Source organism: Streptomyces laurentii, from assembly GCF_040635425.1.
Lineage (GTDB): Bacteria > Actinomycetota > Actinomycetes > Streptomycetales > Streptomycetaceae > Streptomyces > Streptomyces laurentii.
The window spans coordinates 17,855-40,476 of the sequence record NZ_JBEYHT010000005.1 but is presented as its reverse complement, the minus strand read 5'-3'; the positions used below and the strand labels follow the sequence as shown (position 1 = coordinate 40,476).

The following is a 22,622-nucleotide window of genomic DNA, read 5'->3' as shown; positions in this document are numbered from 1 at the left end:
GCTCCCGCCTCCCGCCACCGGGCTACCAGGTGGTGGTACCGGCGAGTTCGGTCACGGACTGCGGGGCGGCCCGGGGGAGGCCGAGGCGGGCGCGGGCCTGGTGGACGGCGGCGAGCTGATCGGCGCCCGCCGGACCCCAGTCGAAGAGCTGCAGGGCCTGTTCCGGGGTGGCCAGGACACGGACGTACGGGTGACCGGTGGCCGGGTCGGCGCCGGCGGCGCCCAGGGCGGTGAGGCGGGCGGCGTAGCGGACGCGCGTGCGGCCCGCGCCCGGATCGGGCAGGTGGCCGAGGTACGTGATCCCGGTCAGCCGTGCCGCCGCCTCCTCGGCGGCTTCCCGGCGCACGGTGACCACGGGGTCCTCGCCGTCGGTGGGTTCGGGCGTGCCGCCGGGCAGACAGGCCCCGCCGGTTTCGGGATCGAGCAGGACCAGAACGCGCCCGTCCGGGGCGAAGGCCCAGACCCAGGCCTGCCGGATCGGCGTGTCCGGGTCGGGCACGGGCGAGGGATCGAAGGCGTACGGGTGCCGGGGGCGGGGCGTGCGCAGGACGCCCGCCCGGTCGAGGACGGTCGGGACGAGGGGGACACCGTCCGCCAGGAGCACGGTGCCCGCCGCGTCGATCCGGGCGCGCAGCGCGGCGAGGGCACGGCGGGCGTCCCTGGGGGCGAGAAGATCGGGGAGTCGGGCGGGTTCGACGAACTCGACGGCCGTGATCTCGCTCGGGGGCAGCCGGATGGCGGCGATCCGCACGTCGTCCCAGGTGCCGCCGTCGAACACATGGATGATCTCGCCGGGGAAGCGCATGACCGCGGCCGCGCTCATCCCGCCGGGGGAGACCCAGTCGACGGCGAGACCGCGCTCGACCACGACGGTGACCCCGAGCTCCTCGTGCAGCTCGCGGGCGGCGCCCCGCGCCGGGGGCTCGCCCCGGTCGAGAGCACCGCCGGGCAGCAGACAGGTGTCGAGATAGTCGACATGCTGGATGAGGACCCGCCCCCGCGCGTCGGTGATCAGCACCGAGGTGCCGGCCCACAGGGCGTGCGCCGCCCGGTGGTTCCCGTACTCTTCGTCGGTCATCTTCGCGCCGGGGGACTCGTCCGGAGTGCTCGTCGTGGCCATGCTGCTCGTGTTCCCTTCTTCCCGTGCGGCCCGGTGTCGGTCACGGCCGGGTCGCGGTTCCCCGCGTACAGGGTGCCCAGCCCCGTACGCCACAAAGGCCCGTGCCGAGCCATGAGTCGGCCAAAACACCGGAGCTCGGCAGTCGCCGTGCCACGTGGGGCGGGGCGGCTTCGTGGTGCGTGTGTTCCGGACGCGGCGTGGGATCCGGCCAGATCCGATGACTTTGTGCCATTCGATGACAATCCACCGCCGGGGGTGCCGGGGCACGACTACACAAGAGGGCCGGGACGGGAAAGTCCCGGGGTGGTGCCGGTACGCCGGTCGGGCAGGGCAGGGGGCTCAGGACAGGTGACGACCATGAACGGGGCTGTGGCGAGCGCGGCCGTCGCGGGGGAGCGGCGGTGAGCGGGCGGTCGCCCGTACGGCGTCGGTCCCGGCGGCCGGCCCCGCGGCGCGGGCCGGAGCGGCTGGTCGGGCTGGGTGTCGCGGCGGTGGCGGGGTTCGCGCTCGTGACGGCGGTCGTCCGATGGATGCTGGTCCACTGGTGGGTCCCGGTGGTTCTCGTCGTGCTCGCGGTGCCGGCCGGCTGGGCGTGGCTCCAGTGGCGGCGGCAGCGGGCCCGGGAGGAGACGGAGCGGGCCCGCGCGCTGCGGTACGCGCTGTCCCAGCTGGACGGCCTGCACCACACCCGGTTCGAGGACGCGGTACGGGACCTGATGTACCGGGACGGCTGCACGGACGCGGTCCGGGTGGGCGGCGGCGGCGACCTCGGCGCGGACGTGAAGGCCACCGACCCCTTCGGGCGGCGCTGGGTGATCCAGTGCAAGCACCGCCGGAAGGGGCTCGACGGGGCGGCGGTCGGCACGCCGGACTTCCAGGTCCTGAACGGCACCGCGCGACCGGTCCACGGCGCCGACGTCGCCGTGCTGGTGACGAACGGCCGGGTCACCGCCCCGGCCGTGGCCTTCGCCCGGCAGCAGCGGCTGTACGTGGTCGACCGGCACACGCTCGGCGCGTGGGCGTCCGGCGAGCGCCCGCTCTGGGAGGTACTGCGGACCGTTCCGCCCCCGCGCCGTCCGACCGCGCGTTCCTGACCGGGTGTTGCCACCGGGGTACCCGCTTTCGCGTGCGGGCCCCGGCGGGATTCCGGCGGGACGTGGTGCCGTGCTCAGCGCGACATGATGAAGCGCAGCGCCAGGCCGGACGCGGTCGGGATCCAGTGGGTGACGAGGGCACCGTTGTCGATGTCCACCACCTTCACGCCGGCGGGCAGAGCGACGGTGACCGTCCGCCCCAGCGCGCTGTCGGACGTGCTGCCCTGGAGACGTACGGGGATGCTCTTCGCGCCGTACGTGTCCATGTGGCCGCCGCCGGCGAGCAGCGCGGCGTACGCCACCTCGCCCGGAGCGAGGGTGGCGGGCTCCTTCAGGTCGCTGTCCTTGATGACGGCGACCGAGCCCGCGTCGGTGGCGAAGCGCACGTCGGGGTAACGGTAGAGGCTGCACTTCTTGTGGCTGACGTTCTTGGCGGCGAGGAGAAGGTGCCGGACCTCCTTGCCCTTCTCGTCCTCGTTCGTGGAGGAGAAGGACAAGTCCGCAGTGGTGCACACGGCGATCGTGCTGCCGCCACCCCCGTTTCCGCCTCCGCCGCCGTTCCCGCCGTTGCCGTCGTCCGAGCCGCCACTCGGAGTCGGCTTCGGTGCTGGCTTCGAGGTCGGAGTCGGCTTCGGTGCCGGCGCGGTCGTCGGCTCCCCGGGCTTCGCCGAACCCGTGGCGCTCGGCGGGTCCGCGGGCGTGGTGCCGTCCGCCCCGTCCGTCCCGGACGGATCGCACGCCGTGGTCGCGAGCAGCGCGGCGACCGCCGCGGCTCCGAGGACACAGGACTTCCGGCGCCTGGAGCCGGTGAGGGACGGGTGGTTCTTGCGAGAAAAGGCATGCATGGTGGTTCCCCCGTGGTCGGCCGCACGCGGCCCTCTGCTTCGATGCCACGTCGAGTGTGCGGCGGGACGCGGTGACGGGCTCCGCGCCGCAGCGTTCTGTTACCGACCGCGGACAGGGAGGCGATACGTCCGCCGGACAGGCCACCGGAGCGGCCCCGTCCCCCGGTACAGCCGAGGGCCCCTGGAAACCGCTCTGGTGCGGCCGGCGGGGGCCCTCGGCCACCCCGTTACGACACCAGTCCCTGGCCTTCCAGCTCGGTCAGCCGCACGGTGCACAGCCCGCCCCGCTCGGCCTTCACCTCCGTCACCTCCAACTGCGTGCCGGGCGCGAGGATGTACTCCTCCTCACCCGTGAACGCGGAGAACCGCCGGATGCCCACCGCCCGCGCCGGCGTGACCTCGAACAGGGTCCGCTTGCCCCGGCTTCCGAGGAACGCCCGCGCCACGCTCGGCTCGGAGGTGCACGACGACACACCCCACCACGTCACGGTCCGGCCGAGCGGGTACTGGGACCGCAGGTCCAGCGCGACACCCCGCCACAGCGGCTGCGTCCGCGCCGGCAGCGCCGACACCGCCGAGAACAGCAGGCGCAGATACGGCAGATACGGCACCAGCCGCTCCCGGTCGGGGGAGCGCAGCACGGCGTTGATCTCGCGGTAGAACGCCGACTCGCAGGTGTACAGGTACAACGCCGAGATCGCGTCGGCGGACAGGCCCGCCGCAGCCCCGGCCGTCGCGCCGTCCGCTGTCGCCTCCGCCGCCGCCTTGGTCTCACCGAAGCGGCTCGACCGCTCGATGTAGGGCCCGAGCTGGGTGAGGACCTGCGAGACGGGATCGACAGCCTTGCGGAAGTCCATCAACGGCGTGTCGAACACCCCGGTGACCGGCGGCAGGACGAGACCCTCGTCCTTGACGCTGGTGAGGCGCTCCAGATACAGCTGGTGCAGCTCCATCGTCGACGCGATGAACGCCCCCATCCGCTCCGCGACCTCCCCGCCCGCGGCGCCTGTGGCCCCAGCCGCCTGCTGGTTCCAGCCCTTCCGCGGCAGCCAGTCCACCGGCTCGGTGCCCACGGCCGCCAGCGCGTCGTTCACCTGGGCGAAGTGGTCGCCCTCGCAGAAGATGTCCCCCTGCGCCGCCGGATTCGCGTGGTCCAGGTGCCGTACCGCGACACTCGGGTACTTCTTCTCCAGACGCTGCACGACCCGCTTCAGGCTCCGGGCGTGCGCGCCCCACCAGGCGAACACCACACCGCGGTCCTCCTCGTCGGCGTCCTGCTTCGCCCGCAGGATCTCCTCGACGATCTGCTCGGCCACGGGCCGCCAGAACGCGGTGTGCCGGTCGGTCGGCACCGACCCGTCGGCGCTCGCGGTGAGGGAGGAGTTCAGCAGCAGCACGCCCTGCGTCAGCATCGCCTGGAACCACTCCGGCGGCTGGACCGTGTCCTCCTTCTTCAGCAGGGCCCGGACATCGGCGATCGGCGTCTTCTTGACGATGCCGTACTTCCACATGGCCGCCGCCTTGATGAGGCAGCGGATGCTCACCACCCGGCCGAACTGGCTGTCCTGCCAGTCGTGGAAGGTGTTGTCGAACATCGCGATGCCGGTCGCGCTCTCCGCCCGCGGATACGGGTTCTGGCCGAAGACGACCACCTTCCACTTGTGCGGCGGATGCGGCTTCAGCGCCTGGAAGGTCAGCTCGCGCACCGGGACCACCTCGGAGCTGCGCTGCGGACCGATGAAGTCGGCGGCACCCGGCCGGGCCTCGATCACCGGACGCAGCAACGGCAGCCACGGCTCCCCGCCGCCGGTGAACAGCTCGGCGAGCTTCAGCGGGTCGTCGGCCGAGGCGGCCGGCTCGCCGGCGGCCGGAGCCTGCGCGTCGTTCACGGGGGTGGAACCTCCAGGAGTGGTGTCGGAAGAGACAGAAGAAGCGGAGGGAACAGAAGGAACAGAAGGAGCAGAAGGAATGGAGGAATCAGCAGGCGCCGCGGCAGGGGCGGGGTCCTCGTGCTCAGGGACGAAAGGGAGGCGGCTCCGGATGTCGATCCGCACCCGTCGCGCGGACCCCGCGGCCTCGATGTCGGCCAGCTGGGCCAGCACCGCGGCCCGCAACTCGTCGTAGTCCGTGAACCCGTGGTCCTGGAACAGGGTGTAGCCCGTCCACATCAGGTTGGCGCACACCTGCGCCGGCACCCGCCCGGTCTGCGCGCCCATCCCCACCAGCGCCACCGACCGGATGCTGCCGGGCTTCGCGCGGTTCTGCAGATGCACCGCCTGGAACGCGGCCGCGCACGCCAGGGCCACGTTCATGGTCTCGCTGACGTTCTGCGACGACTGACGCATTGTCGGCGTCGAGATCAGGAATCGGGGGACGGCCGCGCCGGACGGGACGCACACCGCGCTGCCCACCGGCAGGCTCCCGCCGAACCGGTTCCGGATCGCGCGCTGCACCCGTACCTGGATCCCGGCACCGAGGTGCCGCTTGACGATCGCGTCGACCCCGCCGTCCATCCGGCCGCGCGCGTTGGTGGGGGACACCCACGCGTCGACGTCCACGTCCAGGAGCGAACCCCGCCGGATCTCGACCCCCGGTGTGTCCGCGAACGCGGACCGCCAGGCCCCCACCACCGCGTCGTTGACATCGACCAGAACGACTCTCAAGGCATGCTGGACACCCACGAGTCCACCCCTCTCGCACAGCTTCTCGAACAACTCCGAAGCTATAGCGCCCCACTGACAGCGCCCGGTCGCGCAGCCGACCGTCCCGCCGGCCCCTGCGCCGTGTGCCCCGCGACTACACCCCGAGCCCGTCCCCGCCCGGCAGATCCTGCTCCGCCCAGATGGTCTTGCCGTTCCGGTTGTACCGGGTCCCCCAGCGCTGGGTGAGCTGGGCGACGAGGAGCAGCCCGCGTCCCCCTTCGTCGTAGGTCCGGGCCCGCTTGAGGTGCGGCGCGGTGCTGCTGCTGTCCTGGACCTCGCAGATGAGCGCGCGGTCGTGGATCAGCCGCATGCGGATCGGGGCCTCCCCGTAGCGGATCGCGTTGGTGACCAGTTCGCTGACGACGAGTTCGGTGATGAAGACGAGGTCGTCGAGCCCCCACGCGGCCAGCTGGGCGGACGCGTCCTTGCGGGCCTGCGCGACACTCGACGGCTCGTCCGGTACGTCCCAGACCGCGACGCGGTCGGCCGGCAGCACCCGGGTCCGGGCCAGGAGCAGGGCGATGTCGTCGTCGTGATGGTCCGTGAGCATCGCGTTCATGACGGTGTCGCAGGCATCCTGAAGGGACTCCGCGGGCCGCGCGAGCGTCGCGCGCAGCATGTCGAGCCGCTCGCCGGGATCGCGGTCGCGGCGTTCGATCAGCCCGTCGGTGTACAGGGCGAGTGTGGTGCCCTCGGGCAGTTCGACCTCCGTGGCCTCGAACGGCAGACCGCCGAGGCCGAGGGGCGGCCCTTCGGGCAGGTCCAGGAAGTGCACACGGCCGTCCGGCCGGCGCAGCATCGGCGGGAGATGGCCGGCGCGGGCGCACACGCAGCGCCGCGTGACCGGGTCGTACACGGCGTACAGACAGGTGGCGCCGATGTCCCCCTGCGTGCCGGAGTCGCCGGACTCCGCCGTCAGCCGCAGGACGAGATCGTCGAGGTGGGTGAGGAGTTCGTCGGGCGGCAGGTCGATGTCGGCCAGGGTGCGGACGGCGGTCCGCAGCCGCCCCATGGTCGCGGAGGCATGGACGCCGTGCCCGACGACGTCCCCGATGACCAGCGCGACCCGGGCGCCCGAGAGGGGGATGACGTCGAACCAGTCGCCGCCGATCCCGGCCTGCGCGCTGGCGGGCAGATAGCGGGCCGCGGCCTCGATCGCCGTCTGCTCCGCAAGCCGCTGCGGCATCAGGCTTTCCTGCAGGGTCACGGCGGTGGTGCGTTCGTGGGTGTAGAGCCGGGCGTTGTCGACGCAGACGGCGGTACGGGCGGCGAGTTCCTGCGCGAGCAGCAGGTCGTCGTGGACGAACGGGTCCGGGCGCCGGTGACGGACGAACAGGACCGAACCCAGGGTGGCCCCGCGGGCCCGCAGCGGCACCGCGAGCACCGAGTGGGCGCCCAGGTCGCGCAGCCGCGCGCCCTGGTCCGGGTCCTGCTCCGCCCACCGTACGAGGCCGGGGTCGTCCCGCTGGTACAGGACGGGGCCCGGCGCCGCCAGCCAGTCGGCGGCGGGCCCGTCGGCGGGAAGGGTCAGCGCCGCGCCCGGGACGGCGGCGGACTCGGGTGCGCCCCGCAGGATGGACCGCTGGGCGGCACGGCGCACGGTGGCCGGGCCGGTGACCGGCGCCGTCGGTGGCTCGCTGCCGCCGTCGATGCTGGTCAGCAGGTCGACGCAGGTGTAGTCGGCGAACCGGGGCACGGCCAGGTCGGCCAGTTGCTGCGCGGTGAGCGACACGTCGAGACTGGTGCCGATCCGGGTGCCCGCCTCGTTGAGGAGCGTCAGCCGCTGTCGGGCCTCCCACTGCTCGGTGGTGTCCTGCGCCGCGAAGCCCACTCCGATCAGCTTCCCGGCCGGGTCGTGCAGCGGGGCGAGGTGAGCCGTCCACGAGTGTTCCCGCTCCTCGCCGGCGACCCGGACGTACGCCTCCAGATACTCCGGCCGGCCGGTCCGCGCCACCCGCCGCTGGGCCTCCTCGATCCGTTCGCTGTCGGGGTGCGGCACCGCCTCCGGGAGGCGCAGCCCGTACAGCTGGTCGCCGGTGAGGGCGAGGGCGCGTTCCTCTCCGAGGTTCGACCACACGTAACGCTGGTCGAGGTCGAAGACCCCGAGGATGCTCGGCGCCTGCTCGAAGCACCAGGAGAGCGGGAAGTCGGCGCGCGACGGGAGTTCCTTGTGGGCGGGGCGCCACACCAGGAGCCAGTCCGTGCCGATCGGCGACACCCGGCGGTGCGCGAGCAGCTCGCCCGCCACCAGGCTGCCGTCCTGACGCCGCAGGACGACCGGGCCGGTCCAGCGCTGCTGCCCGGAGAGACGCGCGCGGAACGCGGCGGCGTCCTCGGCGAGCAGATCGGTGGCCGGACGGCCCACGACGTCCTCGGACCGGTAGCCGAGCAGCCACCGCGCACCCGCGCTCCACGTGGTCAGCGTGCCCTCCCGGTCGGCCGCGGCCGTGACGACCCGCGGCAGGCCGGACGGGCCGGCGGGCGACTCCGGAGGGGTGGTGCCGTCAGAGGTCATGGCAGCTCCTGGGTGGGGCCGCCGGCGGCGTCGGCCGGGGCCGGCGGCCTCGGCCCGGGGCGGACCCGGGCGCGGGTCGGAGGTTCCGTTTCATCGCGCCGGTCGCGGGTCCGGTCCCTCACCCGGGACGGCCGTCGCCCGCCCGGTGGACCTCCGCCGAGGGAGACCCGGGGGAGCCTCGGCCACCCCGCCTCCGGGCGGGGGCCGGGCCCGTGCCCGGGCGGTCGGGGTACGCGCGGCGCACCTGTGCTCATGGTCGCGATCCTTCCCCGTGACGCGCCCGCGCGCGAGTCGAGGGGCTCGCGTCGGCGCAGGTCGCTGACCGGCCGGACGTGTGCGCCCGGAGACAACTGCCGTGCGGGCGGGCCGACTATATTCGGAACGACCCGCACACCGGCCCTGACCAGGACCGCTGCCCCACGACCGTTCATCCCTGTCCAGCCCCGTCCCTCCCGCCCGAGCCCCGCCCCGATCGCGCGCCGCCACCACTCCGCTTTCGTATCCGGCACTCTTCGTCCCGTATCCGGTTTTCGTATTCCGCTTCCGCTTTCCGTTTCGCTTCCGCTCTCCCCCCCCGGTTCCCCGTACCCGTACGGCCCCGAGGACCAGAAAGGACCGCCATGACCGAGCAGGACACCACCCCCGTCGTCCACCGCGTCGACGACCGGCACCGCTACGAGATCGCCGTCGACGGCCAGCGCGCCGGGCTGACCGCCTACCGCGACCAGGGCGACCGGCGCGTCTTCTTCCACACCGAGATCGGCGACGCGTACGCGGGCCGCGGCCTCGCCTCCGTTCTCGTCGAATACGCCCTGAACGACGTGCGCGCCGCCGGGATGCGGATCGTCCCGGTCTGCCCGTACGTGGCGAAGTTCCTGAAGAAGCACGAGGAGTTCGCGGACATCACCGACCCGGTGACGCCCGAGGTCATGGAGTGGCTGGACGGGCAGCTGAAGCGCTGAACCCGCCCGCCCTCCCGCCACACGGCCGCTGCTTGCAGGTGTTTGCGGAAAAATCTGAAAACTCTTGCGAGCGGTCGGTCGTCGTTGCTTGACTGCCCGCATGAGCGACCACGGCAGCGACTTCGGCAACGGCCCCGGCACCGGCACCGATCGGGACATCGACGTCCTCGTCCTCGGCGGCGCCGGGGTCGACACCATCGTGTACGTCCCCGAGCTGCCCGTGCCCTTCGCGGACAGCCATATGATCCGCCCCGGCATCCGGACCCGGGCCGGGCAGAGCGGAGACTTCGTCGCGCTCGGCCTGCACCGCCTCGGCCTGCGCACCCACCACCTCGACATGGTCGGCGCCGACCCCGAGGGCGACCTGGTCCGCGCCTTCCACCGCGACCAGGGCATCCCGCTCACCGAGGTGCCCCAGCCCGCCGGCACCAAGCGGGCCGTCAACCTCGTCGACCCCGAGGGGCGCCGGCTCTCCCTCTACGACGCCACCCGCGGCCACGACGACGACCGGCTGCCCCCGGCCACCGTCAAGGCCCTAGCCGCCCGCAGCCGGCACGCCCACGTCTCGCTCACCCAGCCATGTGCCCATGCCCTGCCGCTGCTCCGCGACGCCGGCCTCACCGTCTCCACCGACCTGCACAACTGGGACGGCCGGGACGCCTACCACCAGCCCTTCGCCTACGAGGCCGACCTCGTCTTCCTGTCGGCCACCGCCCTCGACGACCCCGGCGCCACGCTCCGCGACATCGCCGCGCGCGGCCGCGCCCGCGTGGTCGTCGTCACCGACGGAGCCGCCGGCGCGTGGTACCTCGCCGGATCCGGCGCGGAACCGGTCCACGTCCCCACCGCCGTCCCGCCCGCGCCCGTCGTCGACAGCAACGGCGCCGGCGACGCCTTCGCCGCCGCCTTCCTCTACGCCTGGCTCGCCGGCGAACCCGTCGACCGCTGCGCCCGGTACGGCGCGGTGGCCGGCGCGTACGCCTGCACCGTGCCCGCCACCCGGGCCGACGCCATCGGCCGCGCCGCCCTCCTGGCGGCAGCCGGAGACGAGGCCGCGGCCGAGGACGGGGCCTGAGGCCGTGGCCAGGGCGGACCCCGGAGCCGGGCGGTTCGGCGGGCCCGCGAGGCATGCCAGGATCGAGGGATGACAGTAAAGATCACCGCGGCGTGCGACGGCGCGTCCAAGGGCAACCCCGGGCCCGCCGCCTGGGCCTGGGTCATCGGCGACGAGAACGGCGGCGTGGCCCACTGGGAGGCCGGCCCGCTCGGCACCGCGACCAACAACGTGGCGGAGCTGACCGCGCTCCTCAGACTCCTGGAGTACCTCGACCCCGCCGTGCCCGCCGAGGTCCGGATGGACTCGCAGTACGCGATGAAGGCCGTCACCACCTGGCTTCCCGGCTGGCGCCGCAAGGGCTGGAAGACCTCGGCCGGCACCCCGGTGGCCAACAAGGAACTGGTCGTACGGATCGACGAACTGCTCGCCGACCGCAGTGTCGAGTTCGTCTACACCCCCGCCCACCAGGTCGACGGCGACCCCCTCAACGACGCCGCCGACCGCGCCGCCAGCCACACCGCCCGCAGTCAGGAGCCCGCCGGATCCGCCGCCGGCTCCCCGCTCCCGCCGCCCGAACCCGGCTCGGCGCGGCCCGCCACCGCCAAGCGCGCCCCCAAGCGCGCCGGTGGCTCCGGCGCGGCCCGCCCGCGCGGTGCGGGCTCCGGCGCGTCGGCGCCCACGCTCAAGGCCCGTTTCCCCGGGAAATGCCGCTGCGGACAGGCGTACGAGAAGGGCGCGACGATCACGAAGAACTCCACCGGCTGGGGCCACCCCACCTGCGTGGACGCCGTTTCGTAGGGTCTTTCCGAGGCTCTTCGGAGCCGGGCGGGGGACCGGGGCGAACCGGACATTCATCCAGCCGTGTGGGCGGGTTCGTGTGGGGTTCTGTTCTCCGGGCGCTCGGGGCTGCATACTGTTCCTCCCCGCTCCGGTGACGGACCGATTCCCTGGCTATTTCGCCTTTCTGGCGAGGGGAAGCGGCACCGGGCACGCGGGCCTTCCCTTTCATCGTCGCCGTGATCCGGCGTGCGATGACCCCTGCCCGTGAAAGACCCGAGGTTCCGTGCCAGTACCTGTAGTCCTTGCCGGGCGCACCGTGCGCCTGGAACCGCTGGCCATGCGCCACGCCGAGGGCATCGCCTGGGCGGGCGCACTGGATCGTGCGGCCTATGCCTACACCTCCGTGCCCCACGGCCTTGATGCTTCCTGCGACTACATCGCCCGTGCCCTCGCCGAACAGGCGGCGGGCCGGGTGCTGCCCTTCGCCCTGGTGAATCCGCTCAACGGGCGGGTGCTCGGGGCGACCCGCTTCCTCGAACTCGACTATTGGCGCGGACCCCTGGTCTGGCCCCCGGTCACCGGCGTACCGGACGGGGATCCGCTGACCGCGGTGCCCGACGCCGTCGAGATCGGCAACACCTGGATCTCCAGCGAGGCGCGCGGCACCGGTGTCAACACCGAGGCCAAGTACCTCATGCTGCGCCACGCCTTCGAGACCTGGGGCGTGCGCAGGATCTCGATGCGCGCCGATGCCCGCAACGCCCGCTCCCGGGTCGCGATCGAGCGGCTCGGCGCCACCTGCGAGGGGGTGCGCCGGGCCCACTCGCGCGGCCTGGACGGAGTGGTCCGCGACACCGCGTTCTACTCCGTGCTCGACGAGGAGTGGTCGGCCGTCCGGGGCATGATCGAGCTGCGGATGGCGGGCGTACGGCCCCCGTCCGTCCTGCCGTCGGCGTATCCGGGCGAGACCCGCGAACACGGCGGCGCGGGGGAACTCCTCCCCGCGTGACGGAGGACGGGAGCAGGGCCCCGGCCTCGCGCCGTACCCGTCCCGCGTCTCCCGTCAGGCACCTCCCGCCCTGCGTCTCCCGTCCGGCCTCACCGGGCGGGAGACGCGGGTACGGCACCGGGCCCGGCCGGGTCAGGCCGGCAGCCGGCCGCCGTCCGGCAAGGGGCCGCGCGGACGCGGCGGCGCGCCCGCGCCCCTCGTCCCGGACGGCCGCAGGATCTCGTCGAGTGCCGACAGCCGGATCAGCCGGAGCAGCGCCGGCTGGTCGCACAGCAGCGCCCAGGCCGCCCCGCGGGCCCGGACCCGCCGGGCGCAGCGCACCAGCAGACCGAGCCCCGAGGCGTCGCAGAACGCGAGACGGCGCACGTCGACGGTGAGGGCCGGCTCCTCGCGGGCCAGCACGTCGAGTTCGGGCCGGACGCGCTGCGCCAGCACCAGGTCGAGTTCGCCGTACAGCACGACGGTGGTCGAGCCCTCACTCGACCGCACCGCCAGGTGCGGATCGCCGCGTCGGATCAGAGTCATGGAACGCTCCACTGGATCAGCCCCCCGTCGCGTCGAGGTTCGCGGCCTCTCCGGAGGCAGACACGTTTCTCCACCCGCGCATCACCCGAAGTGGTGAAATCCGCCGTGTATGCGTCCATGCGTTCGCCTGCGGTACGGGCCCCGAAGGCCGGTTCCGCGGGTCAGTCCGTCGGGGCCGGCGCGGGCGGCGGGGGCACGATCGCGACGGGGCAGGCGGCGTGCTGGAGGACGGCGTTCGCGACCGAGCCCACGAGCAGTCTCGCGACCCGGTGCCTGCGATGCCGGCCCACCACCACCAGGCCCGCCTCCTGCGAGTCGTCGACCAGCCGGCCGGCCGCGTCGACCGGCGAGACGACCGGCTGCACCTCGACCTCCGGATGCCGCTTGCTGAACGGCAGCAGCCGCTCCGCCTGGCGCTGCCGGGTCTCCTCGACGAGCTCCGGCGTCTCGTCCGGGGACGTCGGCGGTACGTCGAACTTGGGCGAGGGAGGGGCGAGCAGCAGCACCGGATTGGGCGGCACCGGGTAGGAGGTCACCACCTGCAACGGCACCCCGCGCTGCCGTGCCGCCCGGAACGCGAACTCGACGACCTCGTCCCCGGTCTCCTCCGGGTGCAGCCCCAGCAGGACCCGGCCGGCCCGGGAACTGCCGTCCAGCGTCGCGATCCGGGCCTCGTGCGGGACGACGATCAGCGGGCAGGGCGACGCGGCGGCCAGCGCGCGGCTGTTCGACCCGAGCAGCAGGCTCTTGAAGCCGCCCCGGCCCCGCGAGCCGACCACCAGCAGCCGGGCCCGCGCCGCCGCCCCGACCAGGGCGTCGACGATGGAGCCCTCCAGCGAGGCGTATCCGATGTCGAGGCCTTCGGCGCGCGGTCCGATCTGCGCGGCCAGGGAGTTCACGACGGTGTCCGGCAGGTCGGGCGCCGGACCGAGCGAGGAGATCCGGGCGCTGCCGAGCTGGAGGGCCTCGGAACGGACATGGGCGACGGTGAGCGGGGCGGACAGGCTGCGCGCGACCCGCAGCGCCCACTCCAGGGCGCGCAGGCTGTGCTCGGAACCGTCGACCCCCACCACAACAGCTGACTTCTGACTCATGCTTCGCACTCATATCGGGAGGTATCGGCCGAAACCGGATGCCACGCCGAATGGGCCGCCGAGTCGACGAGCGCGCCGCACCCGGCCGCCGTAGCCGACCGACCGGGGCGCGGGGCCCGGCCCCGTACCGCCGCGCCGTCGTCCGTACGTACTGCCGTACGTACTGCCATACGCGCGGCCATACGGACCGTTGTGCGGGCTCGGCCCCGAGCCGCCCCGCGCCGGGCCGTCAGCGCAGCAGCCGGCGCCGCGCCCGGGCCGCCGCGACCAGCTCCGGTACGGTGCCGAGCTTCACGCGCGGGCGGCCGGACTCCTTGCCGCGCGCCCGCTCGGCCCGCTCGATGGCCGCGAGACCGCGCGCGTCGACCACGTGCCGGACCCGGCCGCGGACCAGCCGGTCGAAGGCCCGGGCCGTACCCGTCGGGGCCGGCAGCGTGCCGTCGACCGCGTCGGCCAGGAGCGAGCCCACCGTCTCGGCCGCGCAGGTGCGGTTGGCGCCGATGCCGCCCGAGGGGCCGCGCTTGATCCAGCCGGCGACGTAGCCGCCGGGCATCCCTTCGACCCGGCCGCCCAGGTGCGGGACGGTGCCCGTCGCCTCGTCGAACGGCAGACCGGCCACCGGCACCCCGCGATAGCCGACCGCCCGCAGGACGAGACCGGCCGGCACGGCGACCGGACCGGCCGCGCCCGTCACCCGTACCGCGGCGTCCAGGATCTCCTCGGGCGCGGAATGGAAGCGGAACACGATCCGCCGCTCGCCCGCGCCCGCCCGAGCGCCCGGCGCCGCGCCCCAGTCCACCCGCTCGTGCTCCGCGTCCCGCAGCAGCGCCGCCTTGTCCGCCGGTGAGGCCGCCTCGATCGCCGCCCGGATCCGCGGATCGTGGTCGTCCACGACCAGACGCACGCCCGGCAGCCGCCCCAGGGCGAGCAGTTCGGACGCGGTGCAGGCGAGGTCCTCGGGGCCGCGCCGGGCGAGCAGCACCACCTCGCGTACGGCGGAGTCCCGCAGCGCCGCCAGCGCGTGGTCGGCGATGTCCGTCGAGGCGAGCGCGTCCGGGTCCGCGACGAGGACGCGGGCGGCGTCGAGCGCGACGTTCCCGGTGCCGACCACCACGACCCGCGCGGTGCCGGACAGGCCGACCGCGTCCGGCGCGACCTCGGGGTGCGCGTTGTACCAGGCGACGAAGGAGCCCGCCGGGACGCTGCCGGGCAGCTCCTCGCCGGGGATGCCGAGCCGCCGGTCGCCGGCCGCGCCGACCGCGTACACGACGGCGTCGTGATGCGCGGCCAGTTCCTCCGCCGTGACGTCCGTACCGATGTCGACACCGAGGTACATGCGGACCCGCGGGTGGGTGTGGAAGCGGGCGAAGGTGTCGCCGATCCGCTTGGTCGCCGGGTGGTCGGGCGCCACGCCGTAGCGGACGAGGCCGCCGGCCACCGGCAGCCGGTCGATCAGGGTCACCTCGGCGCCGGTGTGAAGGAGCAGGTCCTCCGCGGCGTACATCCCGGCCGGGCCGGTGCCGACGACAGCGACCCGGATCGGCGCGAAGTCGGCGGGGAGCGTCCGCGCGAACGACGGCGCGCCCCAGGCGTGGAAGACGGGCCCGTCCTCGGGAGCGGTGCGGGGCGCGCCCCGCTCGTAGAAGGCCGCGTTGATCTCCGCGTACCGCTCCAGCCCGGCGGCGGCCAGGGCGTCCGCGGGCAGGATCGCGTCGACCGGGCAGGCGTCGGCGCAGGCGCCGCAGTCGATGCAGGCCGCCGGGTCGACGTAGAGCATCTCGGTCCGGCCGAAGTCGGGCTCGTCGGGCGTGGGATGGATGCAGTTGACGGGGCAGACGGCGACGCAGGTGGCGTCGTTGCAGCACGTCTGGGTGATGGCGTAGGTCATGGCGTCGTCAGCTCGCGGGGCTCGGTGGGGCGGACGGACGGACGGACGGGCGGACGGGCTGGGCCGGGTCCGGGTCCCTGGGGCGGCGGTCCGGTGGACCGGTCGGCGGGACCTGTGACGGGGCCCGCGGCGGCCGGGTCAGATGAGGTGGGCGCGCCGGAAGACGGCGACGGCGGGCCGGGTCAGCAGCCCCGCCGAGGACAGGAACTCCATCAGGCCCGCGCAGCTCGACCGCATCAGTGACTTGTGGTGCTCGTTGGCCTTCGCCTCCGCGAGGGCGCGCTCGACGTCGAGTCCGGCGTTCGCGTACACGTCGCGGTGGATCATGCTGGTGACGATGAAGTACGAGGCGATCGAGACCACCAGCGCCTGGACGCGGCGGCGCAGCGGACCGGCCGCGCGCAGCCGGGCGCGGGTCTCCTCGCGGGCGAACTTCATGTGCCGTGATTCCTCCACGACATGGATGTTGTTGATGGTCCGGATGAAGGGGACCACCCGCTCGTCGCGCATCCAGTCGCGCTGCATCACGTCCAGGACCTCCTCGGCGACGAGGATCGAGGCGTACGCGGCTTCGCCGACCGCGACGGTCTTGAAAAGGCGGCCGAGTTCGAGGACGGGGCGCGGCGGGCGGTAGGCGGGCGCGCCGAGCTTCGCGGCGGCCCGGCCGAACATGATCGAGTGCCGGCACTCGTCGGCGATCTCCGTCAGCGCCCACTGGAACCGCGGATCGGTCGGGTCCTTGGCGTACATGTCGCGCAGCACCATCTGTTGGAGGATCATCTCGAACCAGATGCCCGTGCTGGCCACGGAGGCGGCCTCCTGCCGGGTCAGCTCCTTGCGCTGTGCCTCCGTCATCTCCTGCCAGTAGCCGGTGCCGTAGAGGCTGCACCACTCGGGGCTCATGCCGTGGAAGTCCTGATCGAGCGGGGTGTCCCAGTCGACCTCGGTGGCGGGGTCGTAGGAGAGTCGGGCCGAGGAGTCGAGCAGCCGGCGAGCCGCGTCGCGCTCGGGCCGCCGGTCCTGGTCCGGGTGCTGCTCCCGGTCCCGGTCCCGGTCCTGGTCCGCCGGGCGGACGGTGCTGCTGGCCATGGTCGGCTCCTTGAAGACCTCGGGGGGCGGGGACGGTCGAGGGGCTGGCGGGCTTGTTAGACGCATTGTCTAGTAAGCCTTTTGACGGAAGGTACAACAAGACCGGCCCCGCGCCTACCCGTCGGTGCCGAAAACGATTGCCGCGGATGTCCGGGGGCGGAGAGAATGCGCTCATGATCGACACCGCAGACACTGCAGACACCCCGGACGGCGCGGACGGCGCGCACCGCGCGGGCGACGCCGAAGTCCTCGCGGTCGAGGCCGCCATCGCCGGTGAACTCCGCCTCCTGGAGCCCGCCGTGCGGTCCAGCGGGACCGAGGCCCGGAAGCTGTTCGATCCCGAGTTCACCGAGGTCGGCTCCTCGGGGCGGCGCTGGACGTACGAGGAGATGCTGGCCGAGCTTCCCGGGTTCGACGACGCCCAGCCGGACGGTCCGCGCATCGAGGCGTCCGCGATGCGCGGCGTCCTGCTCGCACCCGGCCTCGTCCATCTGACGTACGAGACCGTCTTCGAGGGGCGGCGGGCGCGCCGCAGTTCCCTCTGGCGCCAGGACGAGAACGGCGCCTGGCGGATGTACTACCACCAGGGCACCCCGGTTCCGGAGGGCTGAACTCGCCCTGCTCCGCAGGGGAGTCGGCGAGTCATTGAGGTCGGGGTCGGGGTCGGGGCTGACGGGGGAGCGCGGGCGATGGACGACGGTGAGCTGCTGATCCGGCGGTTCGAACAGGACCGGCCGCGTCTGCGGGCGGTCGCCTACCGCATGCTCGGCTCGCTCGCCGAGGCCGACGACGCCCTCCAGGAGGCGTGGCTGCGGGCCGAAGCCGCCGGTCTCGCGGGCGTCGAGAACCCCGGTGGCTGGCTCACCACCATCGTGTCGAGGGTCTGCCTCAACATGCTGCGGTCCCGTGACCGCCGCCGCGAGGACTCCCTCGACGACCGGCCGACCGAACCCGGCGCCGATGACGGGTCCTCGGGGACCGACCCCGAGGAAGAGGCGATGACGGCCGACTCCGTCGGCGTCGCCCTGCTCGTCGTCCTCGACACCCTGGGCCCCGCCGAACGCCTCGCCTTCGTCCTGCACGACCTGTTCGCCGTCCCCTTCGAGGACATCGCCCCGATGCTGGAGCGCACCCCGGCCGCCGTACGGCAGCTCGCCAGCCGCGCCCGCCGCCGGGTGCGGGGTGGCGCTCCCGGGCCGGGGACCGGGGCCGCCGGGACGGACGCGCCGCGGCGGCGCCAGGTGGTGACGGCCTTCCTGGCCGCCACCCGGGGCGGCGACTTCGAGGCGCTGGTCTCCCTCCTCCACCCCGACGTCGTGCTGCACGCCGACCGGTGGGTCGTGCCGACCCCCGAGCCGATCGTCGTGGCCGGCGGCCGGGCCGTCGCCGAGGGCGCCCTGGCCGCGATGGGCCGGGCCAGCTTCACCGGGCTGGCGCTCCTCGACGGCGCGATGGGCCTCGTGATGGCTCCGGCGGGCCGGCTCCGGCTGGTGCTGGCCTTCGAGATGACGGACGGTCTGATCGCCGCCATCGAGGTCGTCGCCGCGCCGGAGCGGCTGGCCGCGCTGGAGGTCGGCGTCCCCGAGTGAGCCGCCAGGAGCGAGTCACCCTGACCAGGGCCGCCCGGCGCGCACGCCGGGCGGCCCTGATCGGGGCGGGCTTGGGGCCGGTCAGGAGGCCTTGGCCGCGGCCCTCGTCCCGTACGCGTCGATGTGCGTCTGCGTGACGGTGTTGCCGAACGTGTCGGTCAGCTCCGCCCGGAGCGACACCGCCCCGCCGTCCCCGGGCGTCGTGAACGCGATCCGCCCGCCGGTCACCGGCACCGCCGTCCAGGAAGCCCCTTGGTCAGTTGACACCGACACCACCAGCGACCGCACCCCCGACCGCTCGGCCGCGCCGAGCACCGTCACCCCCACCGTGCTCGCGGTACGCGCCGGAGCCGTGCCGTCGATCCCGAGCTCCGGGCTGAACCGGACGGCGCTGAGCGGCAGTTCGGTGGCCGTGGTCGTCTTGGCGGACGTGAACGTCCAGGCCGCCGTGACACTTCCGCGCGGCCGCGTGGCGGTCGCCGTCAGCAGATAGGTGGCGCGCCCCGACGGGAGCGTGAACGAGCCCTGCCCGGGCGTGCCGCGCCGGGTGCCGACGAGCGCGCCGTCGCGGTACAGCGTCGTGGTGGCGGCGGTGAACAGCGGGGCGGACGGCCGGTGGCCGTCGCCGTCGGCGAGCAGCGGCACCGTCACGTCGAGGGCGTTGCCGGTGCGCTGCGCGGCGGACCGGGCGCCGGGCGAGGAGTCCAGGGCGGGCCCGAAGACCGGGGTGTCGAAGGTGACCACCTTGGTGGTGCCGGCCGTGAGCCCGACCCCGAGCGCGTAGTAGATGTTCGGGGTCTTCTCGGGCTCGGCCGAGGAGGCGTACACGAGGTCGAAGGGCCCGCGTTCGGGCGTGACCAGGTACGTCAGGCTGTCGGGCGGCGTCAGCGCCCGGGCGATCGAGGGGGAGGGGCCGGACGACGGGGAGACGTCCAGGGTCGCCGCGCCCGCTCCCGGCTCGCCCGGCGCCGCCCGCACGACCAGGGTGGTGAGGTCCCCGGGCGCCGGATGCCGGACCAGACCGTCCAGCGCCCGGTCGGTCCGGAAGGTGTAGCCGAGGATGCAGGTCCCGACCGTCCGGTTCCAGTACGCGTCGACCCAGGTCCGGACCGCGCCGGACTCGGTGGCCGGGCCCAGGTGCGCGAGCCGCGTGTCCGGCGTGTAGGACACCAGGTTCGCGAACCCCGTCGTCCCCTCGTACGTGACCTCGATGAACGCCCCGCAGGTCTCGAACTCGGCGTCCGCGACCGGCGGCCGGATGTCCACCGGGTGGGTGGTGCGGGCGTCGAGCACGATCGTCGCGTCGCGGTCCACGTCCAGGCGGGGCTGCACCAGCCAGTCGATGCCCCGGTGTTCGGTGTCGTCCGTCTCCTTGGTGGAGATGGTGCTGTCCAGCAGGTAACGGCCTGCCGGCACCTGGACGGTGACGGTGCCGGAGGCGGCCTCCGGGGCCAGCAGACTCGTCCCGGCGTCAGGTCCGGACAGCGCGGTGAGCTGGGTGCGGAAAGAGGAGGTCGGCGCGCCCGTACGGCTGCGGTGGACCAGCGTCAGCGTGTACGTCGCGGACGTGGCACCCGCCTTCGGGCGACGCGCGCCGGGAGTGGCGGGAGTGGCGGAGGCGGCCGCCGGGATGCAGAGGGCGGCGGTCGCGGCCGTGGTGACGGCGAGTCCGCGCAGCACGCGCCGCCGCGTGGTGGTGGAGGTCGCCGGGGCGGGGGAGTTCGAGGAATCGTTCATGACCTGCACTGGAACGAGCGGGCGCCGCGTTCCCGTGACCTGCGCCACAGTCCGGAAGGAGCGCCCGCCGGTGTGGCGGGCGTCACGGGAACCCCGACGAACCCGCGCCCAGTACCCAGTGTGGAATCAGTTATGAGAGATCGTTTCCGTGCCGGGGATCTCGCGGCACTCGGCGAGGCGTACGACGAGCACGCGGGCGTGCTCTACCGGTACGCCCTGCGGGTGTGCGGCGATCCGGCCACGGCCGAGGACGTCGTGTCCTCGGCCTTCCTGGAGGCCTGGCGTGGCCGGGGCCGGCTGCACGCCGACGGCGGAAGTCTGCGCCCCTGGCTCCTCGGCATCGTCACCAACGTGCTGCGCGGCACCGCCCGCCAGGCCCGCCGCCGCGACGCCGCGCACGCCAGACTCGCCGACCGCGGCGTCCTGCCCGACTTCTCCGAGGACGTGGTGGCCCGCCTCGCCGACGCCGAACAACTGCGCGCCGCGCGCGTCGCCCTGACCCGGCTGCGCCGCCGCGACCGGGAGGTCTTCTCCCTGGTGGTGTGGGCCGGCCTCGACTACGCGGCGGCGGCCGAAGCGCTCGGCATCCCCGTCGGCACGGTCCGCTCCCGCCTCTCCCGCGCCCGGGACCGGCTGCGGGCCCTCGCCGACGAGGAACTGCGCGCGGGCCGCCGTGCCCGGGCCCGTGCCGGGGCCGCCACCGCAACCTCGGCGGCGGGCGCCGGTCCGGCCCCTCGTACCGACGCCGCCGGCCCTGCCACCTTCGCCGACGTAGCCGGCTCTGCCATGTTCGCCGATGCCGAAGCCGCCGACCGCGCCGGCGGTCCAGTCCCAGGGGACCACGGCTCCGCCGCCACCCCCGCCCCCCTTCTCGTGTCCCACCGTCCCTCCCCGGAGTGCTGATCATGACGACCCCCGCCGACGACGCCCGCCTCCGCGACGACCTCGCGCGCCTGCTGCCGCCCCCGGCCGTCCCCGACCTGTCGCCGCTGCGTCACCAGACGCTGAAGCACCGCGTCCTGAACGCCGCCGAGGCCCGGCCGCACCACGGCCGCTCCCGCCGGTTCGTACTGCCCGTCGCGACCGGTGCCGCGCTCACCGCCGCCCTCACCCTCGCCGTGGTCAACGTCGAGTCGGCCCCGCAGCCCGCCCCGCGCCGGGACGCGGCCGTCACCGCGTCCAGCGCCTCCCAGGTGCTCGGCCGGGCCGCGCTCGCCGCCTCCGAGACCCCCCAGGCCACCGTCCGCCCCGACCAGTTCGTCTACATCGAGAGCGTGGTGGCCCACGCCGGACGCTCGGCCGGCGGCGGCCCCGCCACCACGGCACCGGCCCACCGCAGGCAGGTGTGGCTGTCCGCCGACGGCACGCGCGAGGGTCTGCTGCGCGAGGAGGGCTCACCCGACACGGCGCTCGGCGTGAGCGGCCCGGTCGAGACGATCGACCACCGGGGCGCCACCCCCCGCCCCGGCGTCCTCGGCCGGCCGGAGCCCTCGGTCACCGACCCGACGCACACCTTCGTGGCCGCGCTGCCCACCGACCCCGAGGCCCTGCTCCGTCTCGTCTACGACCAGACGCGGCCCGCCGACGCCGGCACCGACCCGCATCAGCGGGCGTTCACCGCCATCGGCACGCTGCTCGCCGAGACCTGGGCGCCGCCGCGGGTGACCGCCGCGCTGTACGAGGCGGCGGCCCGGATCCCGGGCACCACCGTGCTGCCGGCCGCGACCGACGCGGCCGGACGCGAGGGCGTCGCCGTGGCCCGTACGGCCGAGGGCGAGCAGACCCAGTGGATCTTCGACCGCGGCACCTCCGCCTTCCTCGGCGAACGCACGGTCCTCACCCGCGCCACCTCCGCGGGCCCGGCCGGCACGGTGCTCGGCACGACCGCCGTCCTCACCAAGGCGGCGGCCGGCCGGCCGGGAATCCGCCCGGCCGGCTGAACGGCGGCGGGACGGGCGGGGCGCGGGTCGTGCGGGCCGGTCAGCCGCCGCCCGGACCCGACGGCGCGCCGTGCCGCCACACCGCCACGTCGAGGGCCAGGTATGTGTCGGGCGAGTCCTCCGGCGAGAGGCCCTTCACGATGACCAGACCCAGGTGGACGGAACCTCCCCGTACGGAATCACGGACATCCCGGGTCTCGCCCGGCACCATATCGGCTGGACGCCGCATGGCTGAATCGGTGCGCACGAGCGCCTCGGCGGGCCTCCTGGGAGGGGTGGTGAGGCGGCCCGCCAACGTGTCCGAAAGGCGTGCGGAACGGCAGGGACGTGCGGGAATGCGTGAGCGGGTGCCGCTGTTGCAGGGGGCGAGACCGACCGGGCCGAGGCGAAGAGCCTCGGCGTCCGGCGGCCGGAAGGAGTCCCCATGCCCCGTAGTACCCAGCGCCCCGTGATCACCCTCCGGTCGACGGCGGGCACCGGCGTCACCTATGTGACGCGCAAGAACCGCCGGAACGACCCCGACCGTCTCGTCCTGCGCAAGTTCGACCCGGTCGCCGGCGCCCACGTCGCGTTCCGCGAGCAGCGCTGACCCGTACGCCTCAGGCCCCGCCCCGACCGAAGGGGCGGGGCCTGAGGCGCGTTCGCCGGAACCGCCGGCCCATTCGATCGTTGCACT

General features: G+C 74.2%; 20 protein-coding genes. 10 read left to right on the top strand and 10 right to left on the bottom strand.

Going from position 1 to position 22,622, the window contains the following annotated elements; all coding sequences use genetic code 11:
- Positions 1 to 22 precede the first annotated feature (22 nt).
- Complete coding sequence (locus ABZ693_RS04745) at positions 23 to 1,120, bottom strand: NUDIX domain-containing protein (RefSeq protein ID WP_359873365.1); 1,098 nt, start codon at positions 1,118 to 1,120, stop codon at positions 23 to 25.
- Between the two features lie 401 nt (positions 1,121 to 1,521).
- Between ABZ693_RS04745 and ABZ693_RS04740 the strand changes: the two genes are divergently transcribed.
- On the top strand, positions 1,522 to 2,214 hold the full coding sequence (locus tag ABZ693_RS04740; protein WP_359873363.1) for a restriction endonuclease: 693 nt from the start codon (positions 1,522 to 1,524) through the stop codon (positions 2,212 to 2,214).
- 74 nt (positions 2,215 to 2,288) lie between these two features.
- Here ABZ693_RS04740 and ABZ693_RS04735 read toward each other — a convergent pair whose 3' ends face one another.
- The 3 genes from ABZ693_RS04735 to ABZ693_RS04725 all read right to left on the bottom strand — a co-directional run bounded on the left by ABZ693_RS04735 (position 2,289) and on the right by ABZ693_RS04725 (position 8,276).
- The gene (locus ABZ693_RS04735; RefSeq protein WP_359873361.1) at positions 2,289 to 3,059 is read right to left on the bottom strand and encodes a DUF4232 domain-containing protein; all 771 of its coding nucleotides are present in this window, start codon (positions 3,057 to 3,059) and stop codon (positions 2,289 to 2,291) included.
- Positions 3,060 to 3,286: 227 nt separating this feature from the next.
- On the bottom strand, positions 3,287 to 5,740 hold the full coding sequence (locus tag ABZ693_RS04730; RefSeq protein ID WP_359873359.1) for an ADP-ribosyltransferase domain-containing protein: 2,454 nt from the start codon (positions 5,738 to 5,740) through the stop codon (positions 3,287 to 3,289).
- A 115-nt stretch (positions 5,741 to 5,855) separates the two neighbouring features.
- Positions 5,856 to 8,276 (bottom strand): SpoIIE family protein phosphatase, encoded by a 2,421-nt coding sequence (locus tag ABZ693_RS04725; protein ID WP_359873356.1) that lies wholly within the window; start codon positions 8,274 to 8,276, stop codon positions 5,856 to 5,858.
- 620 nt (positions 8,277 to 8,896) lie between these two features.
- On the opposite strand from ABZ693_RS04725, the gene ABZ693_RS04720 reads away from it, so the two are divergent.
- From ABZ693_RS04720 to ABZ693_RS04705, 4 genes are all read left to right on the top strand, one after another.
- A complete protein-coding gene (locus ABZ693_RS04720; protein WP_359873354.1) occupies positions 8,897 to 9,238 on the top strand; it encodes a GNAT family N-acetyltransferase in 342 nt (113 codons plus the stop codon).
- 100 nt (positions 9,239 to 9,338) lie between these two features.
- On the top strand, positions 9,339 to 10,313 hold the full coding sequence (locus tag ABZ693_RS04715) for a PfkB family carbohydrate kinase (protein ID WP_359873352.1): 975 nt from the start codon (positions 9,339 to 9,341) through the stop codon (positions 10,311 to 10,313).
- Between the two features lie 69 nt (positions 10,314 to 10,382).
- The gene (locus ABZ693_RS04710) at positions 10,383 to 11,093 is read left to right on the top strand and encodes a ribonuclease H family protein (RefSeq protein WP_359873350.1); all 711 of its coding nucleotides are present in this window, start codon (positions 10,383 to 10,385) and stop codon (positions 11,091 to 11,093) included.
- 265 nt (positions 11,094 to 11,358) lie between these two features.
- Positions 11,359 to 12,084, top strand: a complete 726-nt coding sequence (locus ABZ693_RS04705) for a GNAT family N-acetyltransferase (protein WP_359873348.1) — start codon at positions 11,359 to 11,361, stop codon at positions 12,082 to 12,084.
- 132 nt (positions 12,085 to 12,216) lie between these two features.
- Here the strand turns inward: ABZ693_RS04705 and ABZ693_RS04700 are convergent, their stop codons facing one another.
- From ABZ693_RS04700 to ABZ693_RS04685, 4 genes are all read right to left on the bottom strand, one after another.
- Entirely contained in the window at positions 12,217 to 12,609 is a 393-nt protein-coding gene (locus tag ABZ693_RS04700; RefSeq protein ID WP_359873346.1) for an STAS domain-containing protein, read from the bottom strand.
- A gap of 161 nt (positions 12,610 to 12,770) precedes the next feature.
- Complete coding sequence (locus ABZ693_RS04695) at positions 12,771 to 13,703, bottom strand: universal stress protein (RefSeq protein ID WP_359873344.1); 933 nt, start codon at positions 13,701 to 13,703, stop codon at positions 12,771 to 12,773.
- 229 nt (positions 13,704 to 13,932) lie between these two features.
- Complete coding sequence (locus tag ABZ693_RS04690; RefSeq protein WP_359873342.1) at positions 13,933 to 15,591, bottom strand: FAD-dependent oxidoreductase; 1,659 nt, start codon at positions 15,589 to 15,591, stop codon at positions 13,933 to 13,935.
- 138 nt (positions 15,592 to 15,729) lie between these two features.
- Entirely contained in the window at positions 15,730 to 16,680 is a 951-nt protein-coding gene (locus ABZ693_RS04685) for an AurF N-oxygenase family protein (protein WP_359873340.1), read from the bottom strand.
- A gap of 173 nt (positions 16,681 to 16,853) precedes the next feature.
- Between ABZ693_RS04685 and ABZ693_RS04680 the strand changes: the two genes are divergently transcribed.
- Together ABZ693_RS04680 and ABZ693_RS04675 are read left to right on the top strand one after the other, a co-directional pair.
- On the top strand, positions 16,854 to 17,291 hold the full coding sequence (locus ABZ693_RS04680; RefSeq protein ID WP_359873338.1) for a nuclear transport factor 2 family protein: 438 nt from the start codon (positions 16,854 to 16,856) through the stop codon (positions 17,289 to 17,291).
- 78 nt (positions 17,292 to 17,369) lie between these two features.
- Positions 17,370 to 18,269, top strand: a complete 900-nt coding sequence (locus ABZ693_RS04675) for a sigma-70 family RNA polymerase sigma factor (protein WP_359873336.1) — start codon at positions 17,370 to 17,372, stop codon at positions 18,267 to 18,269.
- A gap of 81 nt (positions 18,270 to 18,350) precedes the next feature.
- On the opposite strand, the gene ABZ693_RS04670 is transcribed toward ABZ693_RS04675, so the two are convergent.
- Positions 18,351 to 20,006, bottom strand: a complete 1,656-nt coding sequence (locus ABZ693_RS04670) for a serine protease (protein WP_359873334.1) — start codon at positions 20,004 to 20,006, stop codon at positions 18,351 to 18,353.
- A 132-nt stretch (positions 20,007 to 20,138) separates the two neighbouring features.
- Here ABZ693_RS04670 and ABZ693_RS04665 point away from each other — a divergent pair, with 132 nt between their 5' ends.
- Both ABZ693_RS04665 and ABZ693_RS04660 read left to right on the top strand, forming a co-directional pair.
- Positions 20,139 to 20,909, top strand: a complete 771-nt coding sequence (locus ABZ693_RS04665; protein ID WP_359873332.1) for an RNA polymerase sigma factor — start codon at positions 20,139 to 20,141, stop codon at positions 20,907 to 20,909.
- Between the two features lie 2 nt (positions 20,910 to 20,911).
- Positions 20,912 to 21,946, top strand: a complete 1,035-nt coding sequence (locus ABZ693_RS04660; protein ID WP_359873330.1) for a CU044_5270 family protein — start codon at positions 20,912 to 20,914, stop codon at positions 21,944 to 21,946.
- Between the two features lie 40 nt (positions 21,947 to 21,986).
- Here the strand turns inward: ABZ693_RS04660 and ABZ693_RS04655 are convergent, their stop codons facing one another.
- On the bottom strand, positions 21,987 to 22,175 hold the full coding sequence (locus ABZ693_RS04655) for a hypothetical protein (RefSeq protein WP_359873328.1): 189 nt from the start codon (positions 22,173 to 22,175) through the stop codon (positions 21,987 to 21,989).
- Between the two features lie 195 nt (positions 22,176 to 22,370).
- Here ABZ693_RS04655 and rpmG point away from each other — a divergent pair, with 195 nt between their 5' ends.
- Positions 22,371 to 22,535: a 50S ribosomal protein L33 gene (rpmG, locus tag ABZ693_RS04650; RefSeq protein ID WP_359873326.1), complete on the top strand. Its 165-nt coding sequence runs from the start codon at positions 22,371 to 22,373 to the stop codon at positions 22,533 to 22,535.
- The last annotated feature ends 87 nt before the right edge of the window (positions 22,536 to 22,622 follow it).